The 14,934-nt window shown below is 65.0% G+C and carries 17 protein-coding genes; 5 read left to right on the top strand and 12 right to left on the bottom strand.

The window, feature by feature from the left end; all coding sequences use genetic code 11:
* Positions 1 to 38: 38 nt before the first annotated feature.
* Positions 39 to 380, top strand: coding sequence for a hypothetical protein (locus V1280_RS26625; RefSeq protein WP_334531034.1), 342 nt, complete (start codon positions 39 to 41; stop codon positions 378 to 380).
* A gap of 38 nt (positions 381 to 418) precedes the next feature.
* Here V1280_RS26625 and V1280_RS26630 read toward each other — a convergent pair whose 3' ends face one another.
* The 7 genes from V1280_RS26630 to V1280_RS26660 form a co-directional block, all read right to left on the bottom strand.
* Positions 419 to 2,128: a methyl-accepting chemotaxis protein gene (locus V1280_RS26630; protein WP_334531037.1), complete on the bottom strand. Its 1,710-nt coding sequence runs from the start codon at positions 2,126 to 2,128 to the stop codon at positions 419 to 421.
* A gap of 314 nt (positions 2,129 to 2,442) precedes the next feature.
* Complete coding sequence (locus V1280_RS26635; RefSeq protein WP_334531040.1) at positions 2,443 to 3,318, bottom strand: amidohydrolase family protein; 876 nt, start codon at positions 3,316 to 3,318, stop codon at positions 2,443 to 2,445.
* 12 nt (positions 3,319 to 3,330) lie between these two features.
* Entirely contained in the window at positions 3,331 to 3,723 is a 393-nt protein-coding gene (locus V1280_RS26640) for a RidA family protein (protein ID WP_334531043.1), read from the bottom strand.
* Positions 3,724 to 3,748: 25 nt separating this feature from the next.
* Positions 3,749 to 4,552, bottom strand: coding sequence for a 2-oxo-hept-4-ene-1,7-dioate hydratase (hpaH, locus tag V1280_RS26645; RefSeq protein WP_334531045.1), 804 nt, complete (start codon positions 4,550 to 4,552; stop codon positions 3,749 to 3,751).
* Positions 4,553 to 4,555: 3 nt separating this feature from the next.
* On the bottom strand, positions 4,556 to 5,416 hold the full coding sequence (locus V1280_RS26650) for a fumarylacetoacetate hydrolase family protein (RefSeq protein ID WP_334531048.1): 861 nt from the start codon (positions 5,414 to 5,416) through the stop codon (positions 4,556 to 4,558).
* Positions 5,417 to 5,465: 49 nt separating this feature from the next.
* Positions 5,466 to 6,083, bottom strand: coding sequence for a flavin reductase family protein (locus V1280_RS26655; protein ID WP_334531051.1), 618 nt, complete (start codon positions 6,081 to 6,083; stop codon positions 5,466 to 5,468).
* A gap of 3 nt (positions 6,084 to 6,086) precedes the next feature.
* Positions 6,087 to 7,052, bottom strand: a complete 966-nt coding sequence (locus V1280_RS26660) for a Bug family tripartite tricarboxylate transporter substrate binding protein (RefSeq protein WP_334531054.1) — start codon at positions 7,050 to 7,052, stop codon at positions 6,087 to 6,089.
* Positions 7,053 to 7,182: 130 nt separating this feature from the next.
* Between V1280_RS26660 and V1280_RS26665 the strand changes: the two genes are divergently transcribed.
* From V1280_RS26665 to V1280_RS26675, 3 genes are all read left to right on the top strand, one after another.
* Complete coding sequence (locus tag V1280_RS26665; RefSeq protein ID WP_334531057.1) at positions 7,183 to 7,977, top strand: IclR family transcriptional regulator; 795 nt, start codon at positions 7,183 to 7,185, stop codon at positions 7,975 to 7,977.
* A gap of 97 nt (positions 7,978 to 8,074) precedes the next feature.
* On the top strand, positions 8,075 to 9,370 hold the full coding sequence (locus tag V1280_RS26670) for an O-acetylhomoserine aminocarboxypropyltransferase (RefSeq protein ID WP_334531060.1): 1,296 nt from the start codon (positions 8,075 to 8,077) through the stop codon (positions 9,368 to 9,370).
* A 4-nt stretch (positions 9,371 to 9,374) separates the two neighbouring features.
* The gene (locus V1280_RS26675; protein ID WP_334531063.1) at positions 9,375 to 10,157 is read left to right on the top strand and encodes an alpha/beta fold hydrolase; all 783 of its coding nucleotides are present in this window, start codon (positions 9,375 to 9,377) and stop codon (positions 10,155 to 10,157) included.
* Between the two features lie 10 nt (positions 10,158 to 10,167).
* On the opposite strand, the gene V1280_RS26680 is transcribed toward V1280_RS26675, so the two are convergent.
* The gene (locus tag V1280_RS26680; RefSeq protein ID WP_334531066.1) at positions 10,168 to 10,389 is read right to left on the bottom strand and encodes a hypothetical protein; all 222 of its coding nucleotides are present in this window, start codon (positions 10,387 to 10,389) and stop codon (positions 10,168 to 10,170) included.
* Between the two features lie 387 nt (positions 10,390 to 10,776).
* Between V1280_RS26680 and V1280_RS26685 the strand changes: the two genes are divergently transcribed.
* Positions 10,777 to 11,508, top strand: coding sequence for an SDR family NAD(P)-dependent oxidoreductase (locus tag V1280_RS26685; RefSeq protein ID WP_334531069.1), 732 nt, complete (start codon positions 10,777 to 10,779; stop codon positions 11,506 to 11,508).
* A 212-nt stretch (positions 11,509 to 11,720) separates the two neighbouring features.
* Here the strand turns inward: V1280_RS26685 and V1280_RS26690 are convergent, their stop codons facing one another.
* The 4 genes from V1280_RS26690 to phnL form a co-directional block, all read right to left on the bottom strand.
* Positions 11,721 to 12,332 (bottom strand): pyridoxamine 5'-phosphate oxidase family protein, encoded by a 612-nt coding sequence (locus V1280_RS26690; protein ID WP_334531072.1) that lies wholly within the window; start codon positions 12,330 to 12,332, stop codon positions 11,721 to 11,723.
* Positions 12,333 to 12,456: 124 nt separating this feature from the next.
* Entirely contained in the window at positions 12,457 to 13,050 is a 594-nt protein-coding gene (gene phnN / locus V1280_RS26695; RefSeq protein WP_334531075.1) for a phosphonate metabolism protein/1,5-bisphosphokinase (PRPP-forming) PhnN, read from the bottom strand.
* On the bottom strand, positions 13,047 to 14,204 hold the full coding sequence (locus tag V1280_RS26700) for an alpha-D-ribose 1-methylphosphonate 5-triphosphate diphosphatase (RefSeq protein WP_148774613.1): 1,158 nt from the start codon (positions 14,202 to 14,204) through the stop codon (positions 13,047 to 13,049). The genes phnN and V1280_RS26700 overlap by 4 nt, the downstream gene beginning before the upstream one ends.
* 12 nt (positions 14,205 to 14,216) lie before the next feature.
* Complete coding sequence (phnL, locus tag V1280_RS26705) at positions 14,217 to 14,915, bottom strand: phosphonate C-P lyase system protein PhnL (protein ID WP_334531080.1); 699 nt, start codon at positions 14,913 to 14,915, stop codon at positions 14,217 to 14,219.
* Positions 14,916 to 14,934 lie beyond the last annotated feature (19 nt).

Raw genomic sequence — 14,934 nt, forward strand, 5'->3', positions numbered from 1 at the left:
ATTGGGGAATCAGAGCACGCAACGACGGGATTTCGCGAATGACCTTACCGTTCATCTTCTGCGCATTGGTGACGCTGATCAGCGCGATCATAAGCCTCGGATTTTCGCTGGCCGCAGCCTTGGGCGCAATCGGCAACGCGCGCACCATGGCGCTCTATGCTTGCGCCCGCAGCGTGGCCCTCGCGATCGCAAGCGTGATCCCGCTTCTGACGGGATCGACAGAATGGCTCCTCGCCATGGCCTGGAGCATGATCATCGTTCAAGGGTGCGACGCCCTCGTCGGACTGACGATCCATGACCGCATGAAAACCTTAGGCCCCGCCGGAACAGCACTCCTGAACCTGGTCGCAGTGATTTGGCTCATGCACGGCTTGCCGTAGACGCCGGTTTCATCCGGACAAGCACGCGACGCTGAACGTCACGCCGCCCTGATCGAGCTCATGAAGCTGGCGACGCCGCGCTTCAGGCGGGTGCTTTCGTTGGCGAGCGATTGCGCCGCCGACTGCACCAGGGCGGAGGCGCTGCCGGTCTCTGACGCGCCGCGCTGCACGTCGGCGATGCTGGTCCCGACCTGCGAGGTGCCTTCGGCAGCGCGCTGCACGTTGCGGGAGATCTCCTGCGTCGCAGAACCCTGCTGCCCGACCGAGGTCGAGATCGCGGCCGAGATCTCCGAGATCTTGCCGATCGTCGTGCCGATCTCCTTGATCGCCGCAACCGAATCCCGCGTCGCCGACTGGATGTCGTTGATCTGCTGGCTGATCTCGTCGGTCGCCTTCGCGGTCTGCTCGGCCAGCGACTTCACCTCGGACGCGACCACGGCAAAGCCGCGACCGGCCTCGCCGGCACGCGCGGCCTCGATGGTCGCGTTCAGCGCCAGCAAATTGGTCTGGCCGGCGATGGTCTGGATGAGATCGACGACGTCGCCGATCCGGCTCGCGGCCTGCGACAGCTCGCTGATGCGGCTGTCGGTCTTCTGCGCCTGACTGACGGCCTCGCCCGCGATCCTGGCCGAGGTCTCGACCTGGCGAGAGATCTCGCCGATGGAGGAGGCAAGCTCCTCGCTGGCGGCGGCCACGGAGTGCACGTTCGCGGAGGCTTCGCCCGACGCCGTGGAGGCGCGGTTGGAGACCTGCGAGACGGTGTCGGCGGTCTTGGACAGCGTCGTCGACGATTTCTCGAGCTGGCCGGCTGCCACCGAGACCAGTTCGATGATCTCGCCGACCTCGCGCTCGAACTGATCGGCGAGCTTGTTCATGTCGACCTTGCGGGTTTCGACCCGGCGCTTCTCGGCCACCACCTGCTCTTCGCGCATGCGGTTGGTCTCCAACATGGCGTCGCGGAACACTTGCACGGTGCGCGCCATCTCGCCGATCTCATCGCGGCGATCGGCATGCGCGACCGGCGCCTCGAGCTGGCCTTGGCTGAGCGAAGCCATGCGCTCCTTCAGGCTGATCAACGGCTTGACCACGCTGCGGCCGACGGCCCAGGCGATCATGATCGAGACCAGCATCAGCACTGCGATGACCATCGAGGCCGTCTGCACCATCGACCAGAACGAATTGTCGACCTCCGACATGTATTCGGCCGAGCCGATCATCAGGTTCCACGGCGCGAAACCGCGGGTGAAGGCGACCTTGTCCAGCGGGGTGGGATCACTGCCGCTACGGCGGAAGGAATAGCGCAACGAGCCCTGGCCCTTCTTCGCGATGTCCATCAGCGCGACTGCGAACAGCATGCCGTTGGCGTCCTTGTTCGGACGCATGTCCTTGCCGACGAATTGCGGAATGCCGGGATTGGAGACGCACAGCCCGGTTTCGTAGTCGTAAATGTAAGCGTAGTTGCTGTGGTCTTCGTACCAGACGTAATTATTGGCTTCGAGGAAGCGCTTCTTGGCCTCCTCCTCGGTCATCTGGCCGGCCTTGAACGCCTTGTAGTAGCCGTCGGCCAGATTGTAGACGATATCGACGGCGGCATGCGCCTTTTCGATGCGCTCGGTGACAAGCTGGTTGCGCGCGATCCACAGCACGGTGGAAGCGACCAGCGCCATGCAGATCGCACCGACCACGGTCATGAGGGCGAGCTTGGCGCCGATCGAGCGCAGCGAAAACAGGTCCTTGAGAGCCGGCATTCTGCCTCTTCGACGTTGCTGGGCGCGGCGCCCACGGAATCAGGCGGCAGGCCATCACGAGGTGGGAATGCGCAAACTAGAGGCAATTCGTTAAGAACTCAGTTACGCCACGAAGGCGCCACGCGGCGCCGCGGGTGTTACTGAAGGGTTAATGCGAGCGTGGCCGAAGAGCGCGCAAGCGGCGTCTCGAGCAAGCGATATCTCGTAGGGTGGGCAAAGGCGCGTTTGCGCCGTGCCCACGATCCTTTCCAATTGATGGAGGTGGTGGGCACGCTTACGCTTTGCCCACCCTACGGCATCTGCATCAGGGTTTACTAATCCGGATACCCAAACAGCTTCGCTGGATTGTGCACCAAAATCTTCTCCAGCTCCGCCTGGTCGGGCGCGTAGCGGAACATCAGTTCGAGCAGGTCGGCGTCGTTCGGCGGCTGCTTGACCGAGACCGGATGCGGCCAGTCGCTGGCCCAGACGCAGCGGTCGATGGCGGCCTCGATGTACGTCCGCGCGATCGGGATCACGTCGTCATAGGGAGGGCCCGCTTGCGAGGTTTTCTCGCCGAGCGAGAGCATGACCCAGAAATTGCCCTTCTTGAGCAGCTCCAGCATCTTGCGCAGGTTCGGATCGTCCTTGCCGCGCGAGGGCTCGGGGCGGGCCATGTGGTCGATCAGCACGGGCACGTCGAGATTCTCGTACTTCGCCACGCTGGAGACGATGCCGTCCTTCTCCGGCTGGATTTTGACGTACCAGCCGAGCTCACGGATGCGGGCGATCGCCCGGGCGAAATCGGCGTCCGACAGTACGGCGCCGAGCTCCTGGCGAAAACTGAAGCGCGCGCCGCGCACGCCGGCATCATGCAGCTTGGCGAGATACGCGTCGTTCGCCTCCGCGAACACCAGCGCGTTGGCACAGCCGCGATAGTTCGGCCCCATCGCGGCGAGGCCGTCGAGCACGACGGAATGGTCGGCGCCGTAGGTCGTGGTCTGCACGATGATGCCACGTTCGATCCCGAGCGTCTTGTGCACGCGCAGCGCCGCTTCCCAGGTTGCGGTCGGCATCCGGTAGGCCGCGCCAGGACGTTCCGGATATTTGTCGATTGGCCCGAGTACATGAAACTGGCTGTCGACGGTTTTCGGCGGCGGCGCCTTGATCGGAGGGCGCGGGGTCGGATCGAACGGCAGATAGGTCGGCATGCGCAAACTCCTTCAGTCGATCACGGCGGTGAAGTCGCACTGCACCAGCGCGCCGCCGTCCATGTTGTCCATCGGCAGCGCGTGACGCGCCGGGCGTGAATGCTCATCCGGAAACATTTTCAGCCATTCGACATTGACCGGACCGCGCTGCGTACGGTCCTTCAGCCACACAGTCATCTTGATGATGTCGTCGGTGGTGCCGCCGGCCGCCTCCACCGTCGCCTTCATATGCCCGAACATGTTGGCGCATTGGGCGTCCAGGCTCTCCGGCATCGCGCCCGCAGCATCGCGACCGAGGATGACGCCGGATATCACGAGATTGCCGATGCGGCAGGCGTTCGGAATCGGGTTGGCGTGCTTGAAGCCGCCAATATGGATGCTCTTGCGCCGCGTTGGGCCTGTCATGATGCGCTTCCTCCTTATTGTTGGTTCAGACGAACTGGCACGACACGGAGCCGAAGGCGCCGTAGTCGGCATGGAACGTGTCGCCGCGGCGGATATCGACCGGACGCGTGAACGATCCCGCAAGCACGACCTCGCCGGCGGCGAGATGCTCGTCATGCGGCGCCAGCCGATTGGCGAGCCACGCGATGCCGTTGGCGGGATGATTGAGCACGCCGGCGGCAAGCCCGGTCTCCTCGACCTCGCCGTTGCGGAACAGCAGCGCGCCGATCCAGCGCAGATCCGCATCCAGCGGACGGAACGGCCGGCCGCCCAGCACCAGCGCGGCATTGGCGGCGTTGTCCGAGATCGTGTCGACGACTTTTCGGGTCTTGCCGGTCTCGGGATCGACGCGGTGCATCCGCGTCTCCAAAATCTCCAGCGCGGGCGTGACATAGTCGGTCGCGTTGAGCACGTCGAAGATGGTGCAGTCCGGCCCGCGCAGCGGTGCCTTCAGCACGAAGGCGAGCTCGACCTCGATGCGCGGCGCATGGAACCGGTCGAACGGAATCGGCGCAGCGTCGGCATAGAACATGTCGGCAAACAGCACGCCGTAATCGGGCTCGGAGATACCAACCGCGTTCTGCATCGCCTTCGAGGTCAGGCCGATCTTGTGGCCCTTGATGACGCGGCCGCGGCCGAGCTGCAGCTTGGTCCAGGCGCGCTGGACGGCGTAGGCATCCTCGATGCTGAAGCTGGGATAGTCCCTGGAGAACATCGGGATCAGCGCCTTGGTGCGATCGGCCTCATCGAGGCGCGCGGCAAGGCGTTCGATCGTAGCGGTGTCGAGCATGATCTATTGCTCCGCCGCGACGACGTTGCGCAGCACGCCGATGCGGCTGGACTCGACCTCGACGACGTCGCCGTCCCTGAGCCAGCGCGGCGGGTCGAAGCGCGCGCCCGCCCCTGTTGGCGTACCCGTCACGATCATGTCGCCGGGCTTTAGCGTCGCGAAGGTGGAGAGATAGGAAATCAGAAAATCGAACGGGAACATCAGCCGCTCGGTCGTGTCCTGCTGCCGCACCTCGCCGTTGACGCGCGTGACGATGTCATGCGGCCCGCGCGGATCGAGCTCGTCCGCGGTGACGATCCAGGGACCGATGCTGCCGGAGCGATCGAAGTTCTTGCCCTGCGTGACGTTGAACTTGCCATGGCGCAGCCAGTCGCGGATCGTGCCCTCGTTGCACAGCGTCATGCCGAAGATGTGCGACCAGGCTTTTTCGCGCGGGATATGACGGCCACCCTGACCGATCACGATGACGAGCTCGCCTTCATAATCGAGCTGGTCCGACACGTGCGGCTTCTCCAGCGGCTGGCCGGAGCCCGTCATCGACGACATGCTGCGCACGAACAGGCTCGGATATTTGGGCAGGTCCGAACTGTCCTTATATTCGGCGTTGCGCTCGGCGTAGTTGACGCCGATGCACCAAAGCTTTTCGGGCGCCAGCACCGGCGGCAACAGCGTGAGCTTGTCCAGCGCATAGTCAGGCTTCTGGCCGGCCGCCGCCTCCAGCGCCTCGGCCAGCGCGTTGGCTGCGATCAACGCCTTCACGTCGGAGAATTCGCGGCCGATCCGCTTGGTCAGATCGACGACACCGCCATCAATGGCCGCGCCGTAGCGCTGCTCTCCGTCCAGCAGATAGCTCAACAGTCGCATCGTCGTTCTCCAATGGTCTTCAGGCGGCGTACGCAAGGCGTCCGCACGCTCAATCCTTCGATTTGGGAGTCTGGAACACGGTGTTCAGCGTCACGATCTCGCCGAGAGTGGCGTAACGCGGACCGCCGATGCGGGCGATCGGATCGAGCGCCTTGGTCTCGACCTTGCCGTCATTCACGAGGCCGTCGCGGATGTGGAACATCACGACCTCGCCGACGATCAGCCGGCTGCGCGCCTCGCCGAATTCGAGGCACTGCCGGAACACGCATTCCATCGCAACCGGCGCAGCGGCGAGCCTGCGCACCTTGATGCGCTCGCAAGGCAACGTCTCCAGCCCGAGCTGCTCGACTTCGCTGATCTCTGGCGGATGCTCCACCGAGCTGTCGTGCACCGCAGACATCAGCGGCGTATCAGCGACGTGGATGACATATTCCTCGGTGTCGAGGATGTTGTGCGCAGTGTCCTTGTAGTCAGCGCCCTTGCGGCCGACGCTGATGGCCAGCATCGGCGGCTTCTGCGACACGAAGGTGAAGGCGCTGAACGGCGCGAGGTTGAGCACGCCGCTGCGCGACAGGCTCGTCACCCACGCGATCGGGCGCGGCACCACGATGCCGGTCATCAGCCGGTAGATGCGCTCCGCGCCGAGCTCGGTGGGGTCGATCCGCATCGTTCAATCAGCCTTGATGTTGGCCTTGCGCACGATCGGGATCCATTTGGCGCCCTCGCGCTCGAGATAGGCCTTGAACTCGTCGGGCGTCATCGCGACGGCTTCGCCGCCGAGCTTGTCGAACTTGTCGATCACGCCCGGGTCTTTCAGGGTCGCAGCCAGCGTTTCGTGCAGCTTATCGACGATGGGCGCAGGCGTGCCAGCGGGTGCGAACAGGCCCGTAAACGTCTGACCGTCAAAATCCTTGTAGCCGAGCTCGGCGAAGGTCGGCACATCAGGCAGCGACTTCAACCGATGCGGGCTGGTGACCGCAAGCGCGCGGAACAGGCCGGCCTTGATGTGCTGGAGGCTGACTGTGAGCTGGTCGAAGGCGAACTGCACCTGACCGCCGAGCAGGTCGTTGATCGCCGGTGCGTTGCCGCGGTAATGCGCGGTGACCCATTGCAGATCGAGGTTCGACTGCATCAGCTCGCTGAGCAGATGGTTGGTGGTGCCGGGACCGGGCGAGGCCATGGTCAGCTTGCCGGGCTCGCGCTTGGCAAGATCGATGAATTCCTTGAAGGTCGTCGCCTGCACCGACGGATGGACCTCGAGCACCAGCGGCGTCATCGAGATGGTCGAGATCGGCAGGAAGTCCTTCTTCCAGTTATAGGCGTCACGCTTGTTGATCTCGGTCGCGAACAGCACCGGGCCGTTGGCGCCGACGAACAGCGTGTAGCCGTCGGGCGCCGATTTCGCGAAGGCTTCGCCCGCGATCATGCCGCCGGCGCCGGCCTTGTTCTCGATGATGAAGGGCTGGCCGAGCTTTTCCTGGAGCTTGTCGGCGATGATGCGCGCGGCGCTGTCGACATTGCCGCCAGCCGGATAAGGCACCAGCAGCTTGACGCTTCGCGCCGGCCATTGCTGGGCCGACGCGGGCCCCGCCAGCATCGCGGCGACAGCAGCGATGGCGATCCCGACTAATCTCATGTTAACCTCCCGACGGCGCTTCCAATTCCAAGTCGATTGCCCTGACGTCGCGCAGGGCATCCCGATCGGAGCGCAATCTCCAGATGCGGGCTTTACCTGTCGAGTGAATTGTGGCGTTCTTGTCCATATTATGGACAGAAGAACTTCCTCAAGTGCGACAGAACCGCGACAAGGCGCGCAGGCGATCCGCCGCGCGCTTGCCGTACTGCGTATTCTTGCCGCAGGTCGCGAAGACGGTGTGCCATTGGCCGAGGTCGTGCAGGCGACCGGCCTCACGCGTCCGACCGTGCACCGCATCGTTCACGTGCTGATCGAAGAAGGCATCGTCGAGCGGCACGGCAGGACCGGCCGCTACGCGATCGGCAACCAGGTGCCGGAGCTGGCGCTCGCGCGCCCCCGGCCCTCGCCGCTGCTGGTTGCCGCAGGCCCGTCGCTGCGACGCGCCTCCGCCGAGATCGGCGACACGCTGTTCCTGACGGTGCGGACCGGCAACGACACGCTGTGCGTCGATCGCAGGATCGGCGCCTATCCGATCCAGGTGCTGTCGATCGAGGTCGGCGCGCGCCGCCCGCTCGGCGTCTCCAGCGCCGGCGTCGCCATCCTCGCTGCATTGCCGGCGCCGGACGCGCGAAAAATCGTCACAGCGAATGAGAAGCGGTTCGAGGCCTACCGCACCGACGCCGCGACAGTGCTCGGCCAGGTCACCGCGGCGCGGCGGCGCGGATATGGCATGCGGGAGATCGGTCTCGTCCAGGGCACGAAATCGATCTCAACCTGGATCAAAACTCCGGACGGCCGGCCTGCAGCGGCGATGACCGTCTCCGCCGTTCGGACGAGGCTCGGCCCACGCCGCGAGCAGGAGGTCGCGGAGATTCTTTTGCGCGAGACCCGCGCGATCGAGCAGGCCATCCGCGCGAGTGCCTAGCGCCGCGCGTGCCCGCGCATGGCTGTCAATGGGCTGACGTGGCGCGCGTTTTTGTGGCACAAGGGCCGCCATCGCCGACCGACCAACGAGGCCACGCATGCCCGCGCCAAAACCGCCTGCCTTCGAGACCCTGAGCCTGCATGCGGGCCAGCATCCGGATCCCGCGACCGGCGCCCGCGCGGTGCCGATCTACCAGACCACGTCCTACGTGTTCCAGGATTCCGACCACGCGGCAGCGCTGTTCAATCTGGAGCGCGCCGGCCACATCTATACGCGCATCTCCAACCCCACCACCGGCGTGCTTGAAGAGCGGCTCGCGGCGCTGGAAGGCGGCGTCGGCGCGATCTGCACCGCGAGCGGCATGGCCGCGCTGCATCTCGCCATTGCCACGCTGCTGAATGCCGGCGACCACATCGTGGCGTCGAGCTCGCTCTATGGCGGCACCATCAATCTGCTGGCGCATACGCTGCCGCGCTTCGGCATCACCACGACCTTCGTGAAGCCGCGCGATCACGACGCGTTCCGGAAAGCGATCAAGCCGAACACCAGGCTCGGGATCGGCGAGACCATCGGCAATCCCGGACTGGAGGTGCTGGACATTCCGAAGGTCGCGGCGATCGCGCATGAGGCAAAAATTCCGCTGCTGATCGACAACACCTTTGCCACGCCCTATCTCAGCCGTCCGATCGAGCTCGGCGCCGACATCGTGATGCATTCGGCGACCAAATGGATCGGCGGACACGGCATCGCGATCGGCGGCGCCATCGTCGATGGCGGCCGCTTCGACTGGCGCGACTCCGGCAAGTTCGGCGTGCTGACCGAACCGTATGGCGGCTATCACGGCATCGTCTTCGACGAGCAGTTCGGTACCGCCGCCTTCATCATGCGTGCGCGCACCGAAGGCCTGCGCGATTTCGGCGCCTGCCTGTCGCCGACCAACGCGTTCCAGCTGCTACAAGGCGTCGAGACGCTCGGCGTCCGCATGGATCGGCATATGCAGAACACACACCTCGTGCTCGAGGCGCTCAAGTCCAACAAGGCCGTCGACTGGGTGCTGCATCCCTCGCTGGAAGACCACACGGACTACCAGCTCGCAAAGCAACTACTGCCGCGCGGCGCGGGTTCGATCATCTCCTTCGGCATCAAGGGCGGCCGGCCTGCAGGGCGCAAGTTCATCGAGTCGCTGCGCATGATCAGCCATCTCGCCAATGTCGGCGACGCCAAGACGCTGGTGATCCACCCGGCTTCCACCACGCACCAGCAGATGGACGCCGAGCAGCTCAAGGCTGCCGGCATCGGCGAGGAGCTGGTGCGGCTGTCGGTCGGCATCGAGACCGTCTCCGACATTATCGACGACCTCGCGCAGGCGCTGCGCATCTCGCAGAAGGTTTGACACGATGAAGCTCTCCGTTAACGGCGCCGAGGTGTTTGTCGCAACCGGCGGCCGCGAATTCGACAAGTCCCTGCCCACGGTCGTCTTCGTCCACGGCGCCGGCTTCGACCATTCGACCTGGGCGCTGCATACGCGCTGGTTCGCCCATCACGGTTTTGGCGTGCTGGCGCCCGACCTGCCCGGCCACGGCCGCTCGGCCGGACCGTCGCTCGGAAGCATCGCCGAGATGGCGGACTGGACCGCGGCACTGCTCGATGCGGCCGGGGCTACGAAAGCGCATCTGATCGGCCATTCCATGGGATCGCTGATCTCGCTGGAAACCGCCGCGCGTCACCCCGCCAAGGTCTCCGCACTGAGCCTGATCGGCACGGCCGCGACCATGACGGTCGGCCCCGATCTGCTGACGGCTGCTGAAGCCAACTCACAGGATGCCAACGACATGGTCTCAATCTGGGGCCTTGGCTTCAACGCCGAACTCGGCGGTAGCCTCGCGCCGGGCCTGTGGATGCATGGCGGTGCACAGGCGGTGCTGAAGTCTTGCGAGCCCGGCGTGCTGTTCAAGGATTTGTCGGCCTGCAATGCCTACGCGAATGCGCTTCAAGCGGCCGCGACCGTCAAGGTACCTGCGACCCTCATCCTCGGCGAGCGGGACATGATGACGCCGGCGAAGGCCGGCAAGGCGCTTGCAGCCGCGATCCCGCATGCGAGGACCGTCGTGGTGCCGGGCGCGGGCCACATGATCATGGCCGAGCGCCCGGATGAATTGCTGGCGGCGCTGAAGGGCTGAGACCCAGCGATCAGTTGGCAAAGAGCGAGGAACTTGCGCGCCGGCCCCGCTCGGAAAACACGGCGCGGGCGGCACGCTCGGCCTCGCGTGCCGAGCGAAATTGGCGGCCTTCGAGACTGTCGAACAGGCGCTCGGACGAGAAGAAACGGAAGCCGCGCTCTTCTCTTGTGATGATGCCGGCGGCGCGATCGTGGATTTCGATGATGTAGGCGTTGGACTGTGGCTGGGACATCACTGCTCGTTCGCCGAAATCTCGGCGTTCCTGTCTTGGGATTTGCGGTGTGAGGCGTTGCTAAGAGGCGGTCAGCAACAACAACAGGCGCCGGTGGCCGCGGAGAAACAGCGCCGCGTCATGCACGCGTGCATGCCGTTGTGATTGCGCTGGTGACCGATTCTCATATTGCGGCTTCGACCCAAGGAGCAGTTTCGCTTCGAATATCGAGTGATTGGCGCGTTTGGTCAATGAAATGGCTATCCATATTTGGCAGCGGCCGCGCTTGCGCGCTTCTCCCGCCACAAGCGCTGACAGTCGGATTCATCTCGCGATGAGTTCAATACGCCCGCACGGTCAGCATGGTAAACTCCGGCTAACGCAAAGCAAAGATAGGGAGATCCTGATATGGCGGACGATCAGAAAGGGCGCGTGGCGCTCGTCACCGGCGGCTCGCGCGGGATCGGCGCCGCCGTCTGTCGTGCGCTGGCTGAGGCCGGCGCGGCGGTGGCCATCAACTGTCGCGAGCAGATCGGACAGGCCGAGAAGCTGGCGAGCGAGATCGGCAAACAAGGCGGACGCGCCATCGTGGTTGCGGCCGACGTCTCACAGCGCGACGCCGTCGACAACATGGTCGAGCGTGTCACGAAAGGGCTCGGGCCGATCGACATTCTCGTCAACAGCGCGGGCATCGCCATCACGCGCGGCGTCGACGATCTCACCGAGGACGATTTCGACCGCACCATGCTGGTCAATCTGAAATCGGCCTTCCTCTGCACACAGGCGGTGCTGCCGTCGATGCGCGCGCGAAAGTGGGGCCGCATCGTCAATATCTCCTCGGGTGCCGCGCGAGGCGCCGGCTCGATCGGGCCACATTACAATGCCTCCAAGGCCGGCATGGAAGGGCTCACGCGAGGTTACGCGGCGCGGCTGGTGAAAGAGGGCATCACCGTCAACGCGGTGGCGCCGTCGCTGATCGAGACCGACATGATGAGCGGCCAGCCGCAACTGATCAGCCGCATCCCGCTCGGCCGCTTCGGCACGGCGGACGAGGTGGCGAAATCCGTGATGCTGCTGGTCGACAACGCCTACATGACGGGGCAGACGGTGGCGCTGAGCGGCGGGATGGCGTTTAATTAGGAGGGGACGCAGCGCCCGCGGCGCACGCCCTTTTCAAACTTGGGGGAATGCCGTAGGGTGGGCAAAGCGAAGCGTGCCCACCATTTGCGTGTGATTGGTGAGAAATCGTGGGCACGGCGCAAGTGCGCCTTTGCCCACCCTACGAATTCTGACTCGCGGATAGATACCGCTCACCCGTCTCGCCACTACCGTCCAACAGGAGAGAGCACGGCTCACCACATCGTCGCCGCGGCCCGCTCCGGCCAGACGCGATCATACTCATCGCCGCCAACCGTGTTCTGGCTCATCTCGGCGAGGATCTGGCCGGGCGTCGGCAGCGTCTTGGGGTCGATGCGCTTCTCGGGATTCCAGAGGTCGGAGCGGACGATGGCGCGGGCGCACTGGAAGTAGATCTCTTCCACGTTCATCACCATGACGCTGCGCGGCGCCTTGTCCTCGACCTTGAACGAAGCGAGCAACTCCGAATCGACCGAGAGATGCGCGCGGCCATTGGCGCGAACCGCGTTGCCTGAGCCGGGGATCAAAAACATCAGCGACACCCTGGGATCGCGCACGATGTTGCGCAGCGAATCGACCCGGTTGTTGCCGCGACGATCGGGCAACATCAGAGTATGCTGATCGTGGATGCGGACGAAGCCGGGGAGATCGCCGCGCGGCGAGCAGTCGATGCCCTCGGGTCCGATGGTGGCGAGTGCGGCGAACGGCGCCTTCTCGATGAAGATGCGATAGAGCGGGGTGACGTGGTCGGCGACTTTCACGGTCGAGGCATCATTGGTGGCGCCGTAGATGGCTTCGAGTTCCTCGACCGTCTTGATCACCGTCATTCCACACTCTCCTGGTTGCGCCGGCGTTAGAGCCTTGTTCCGATTAAATCGGAACAAGGCTCTCGATTCTTATTCTGACGCGTTTTCTTCACGCGAACCGGAATCCACTTCGCTCGAAAACGCTCTATTCCCGCCAGCATTCATTCCTGATCACGCGCACGAGCTGGCGGCCGTGATAGTCCGCGCTGCCGGCATTGAGGATAGTGACATCGGCATTGGCCGAGGCGTCATCGACGCTGCGCGCGAGCCGGTCCGCGATATTGCCGTCGGTGTTGCGCGCGCGCGCGGCAAGGCGCTGCGCCAGCACGTCCGGCGGCGCGGTGATCGCGACCACGATGACATTGGCATAGGCCTGGCGTAGCGCGGCGATCACGGTGCGCGAGACGTTGACGACGACGGCGCGCCCGGCGCGGATGTCGTCGTTGATCTCCAGCGGCAGGGCGTAGGAATGCCCATGCGCATCCCAATGCACGGCGAAATCGCCGTGATCGCGCGCGCGGGCGAACTCGTCGGCGCTCAGCGCAATATTGTCCTCGTCGGCAGAGGACGCGCGCGTCACGACGCGGCGCGGGAAGACGATGTCGTGGTCGTCGACACAGGCCGCCTGCGCCAGCCGCAGCAGCGTGTCCTTGCCGGCGCCGCTCGGGCCGACCACGAGCACCAGCCGCCCGGGCCCGATCGCCGCCGCGTCCGTCGCCGTCGTGACGGTCTCGCTCATGCGACACGGCCCCCTTCGCGCCAGACGCTGCGAACCACGGGAACGCTGCCCGCGACATGGACGCGAATCAGATCGGCGCGCTTGCCGATCGCGATCTCGCCACGGTCGGTGAGGCCGACCGCATCGGCGGGCGCCTTGGTCACGGTGCGAACGGCCGCCGGCAGGCTGATCGAGGGCGCATGCTCCGGCAGTTGCAGCGCGCCCATCAGCAGGCTCGACGGGATATAGTCCGACGACAGGATGTCGAGCAGACCTTCGCGGGCGAGATCGACCGCTGCGATGTTGCCCGAATGCGAACCGCCGCGCACGACGTTCGGCGCGCCCATCAGGATGTCGATGCCGGCCTGATGCAGGCCGCGCGCGGCCTCCAACGTGGTCGGGAATTCCGCCACCGCGACACCGTCACGCACGGCGTCGGCGACATTCTCCTCGGTGGTGTCGTCATGGCTCGCGAGCGGTATCTTGTACATATGCGCCAGCGACACGATCTCGCGCATGTTGGCCGCGGCGTATTTCTTCTGGTAGTCGAACCGCTTCGCGAACAGCTCGTCGAGCTCGGCATCGGTCTTGCCGCCGCCCTTGCCGCGGTAATAGTCGCGCAGCTTGACCTCGTCGCGGAACTGGCGCTGGCCGGGGGTGTGGTCCATCAGCGACATCAGCTTGACGTCGGGACGGTCGATCAGCTCCTTGGCTTCCTCGACCACGCTCGGCATCGGGATTTCGCAGCGCAGGTGCAGGAAGTGGTCGGCGCGCAGCAAATCGGAATCGCGTGCGGTCGTGATCGCGGCGGCGAGCACGCCGGCGCGGCCATCGACCTCCTCGGCACCGTCCTCGCGCCAGACTCGGAGCGAGTCGAACACGGTGGTGATGCCCGATGTCGCGAGCTGGCCGTCATAGGAGATGACGGCGGCAACCGGATTCCAGAACACTTTTGGCCGCGGCACGTAATGCGCTTCGAGATGGTCGGTGTGGAGCTCGATCAGGCCGGGCATGATGAGATCGCCGCCGGCATCCTCCGCGCCCGCGGGCGCCCTGCCCTCGCCGATCTCGGCAATGCGTCCGTCCGCAAGAGCAAGCCAGCCCTGTTCGATCACCCGGTCAGCCAGCACGATCCTGGCATTGGCGATCACGATGTCCTTCGGCTTGGCGTTCATGTCCCTCTTCCTTCAGGCCGCGGCGGCAAACCTGGTGACGTCGACGATGCGGTCGGCAATCAAATGGCGGATTTCGTCGTCATGCACAATCGCGACCATGGCGACGCCCTGGCGCTTCTTCTCGGCGACCAGCGCGACCACGACGGCACGGTTGGCGGCATCAAGCGAGGCGGTCGGCTCATCCAGCAGCAGGATCGGCAGGTCCGAGATGAAGCCGCGCGCGATGTTGACGCGCTGCTGCTCGCCGCCGGAGAAGGTCGCGGGCGGAAGCTGCCAGAGCCGCTCGGGGATGTTGAGGCGGTGCAACAGCTCGCCGGCGCGCGCCTGCGCATCGACGCGCGTCATGCCGTTGACGATCAGCGGCTCGGCGACGACGTCGATGGTGGCGACCCGCGGTACCGCACGCAAAAACTGGCTGACGTAACCGATGGTGGCGCGGCGGACGTTGAGGACCCGCCGCGGCTCGGCGGTGGCGAGGTCGATCACCTCGCCGCGATGGCGGATGCCGATGCGGCCGGAATCGCAGCGATAATTGCCAAAAATCATCTTCAGGATCGACGATTTACCGGCGCCGGACGGCCCTGACAGCACGACGCACTCGCCCGGATCCACGTGAAAGGTCACGCCGCGCACGACAGGCAATTCGATGCCGCCTTGCAGGTGCATCGTGAAGGTCTTGTTGGCGTCGGCGATGTCGATCATGGCGGTCATAGGAAGGCTCTTGTGAGAA

Source organism: Bradyrhizobium sp. AZCC 2230 (genome assembly GCF_036924495.1).
In the GTDB taxonomy this organism is placed as follows: Bacteria; Pseudomonadota; Alphaproteobacteria; order Rhizobiales; family Xanthobacteraceae; genus Bradyrhizobium; species Bradyrhizobium rifense.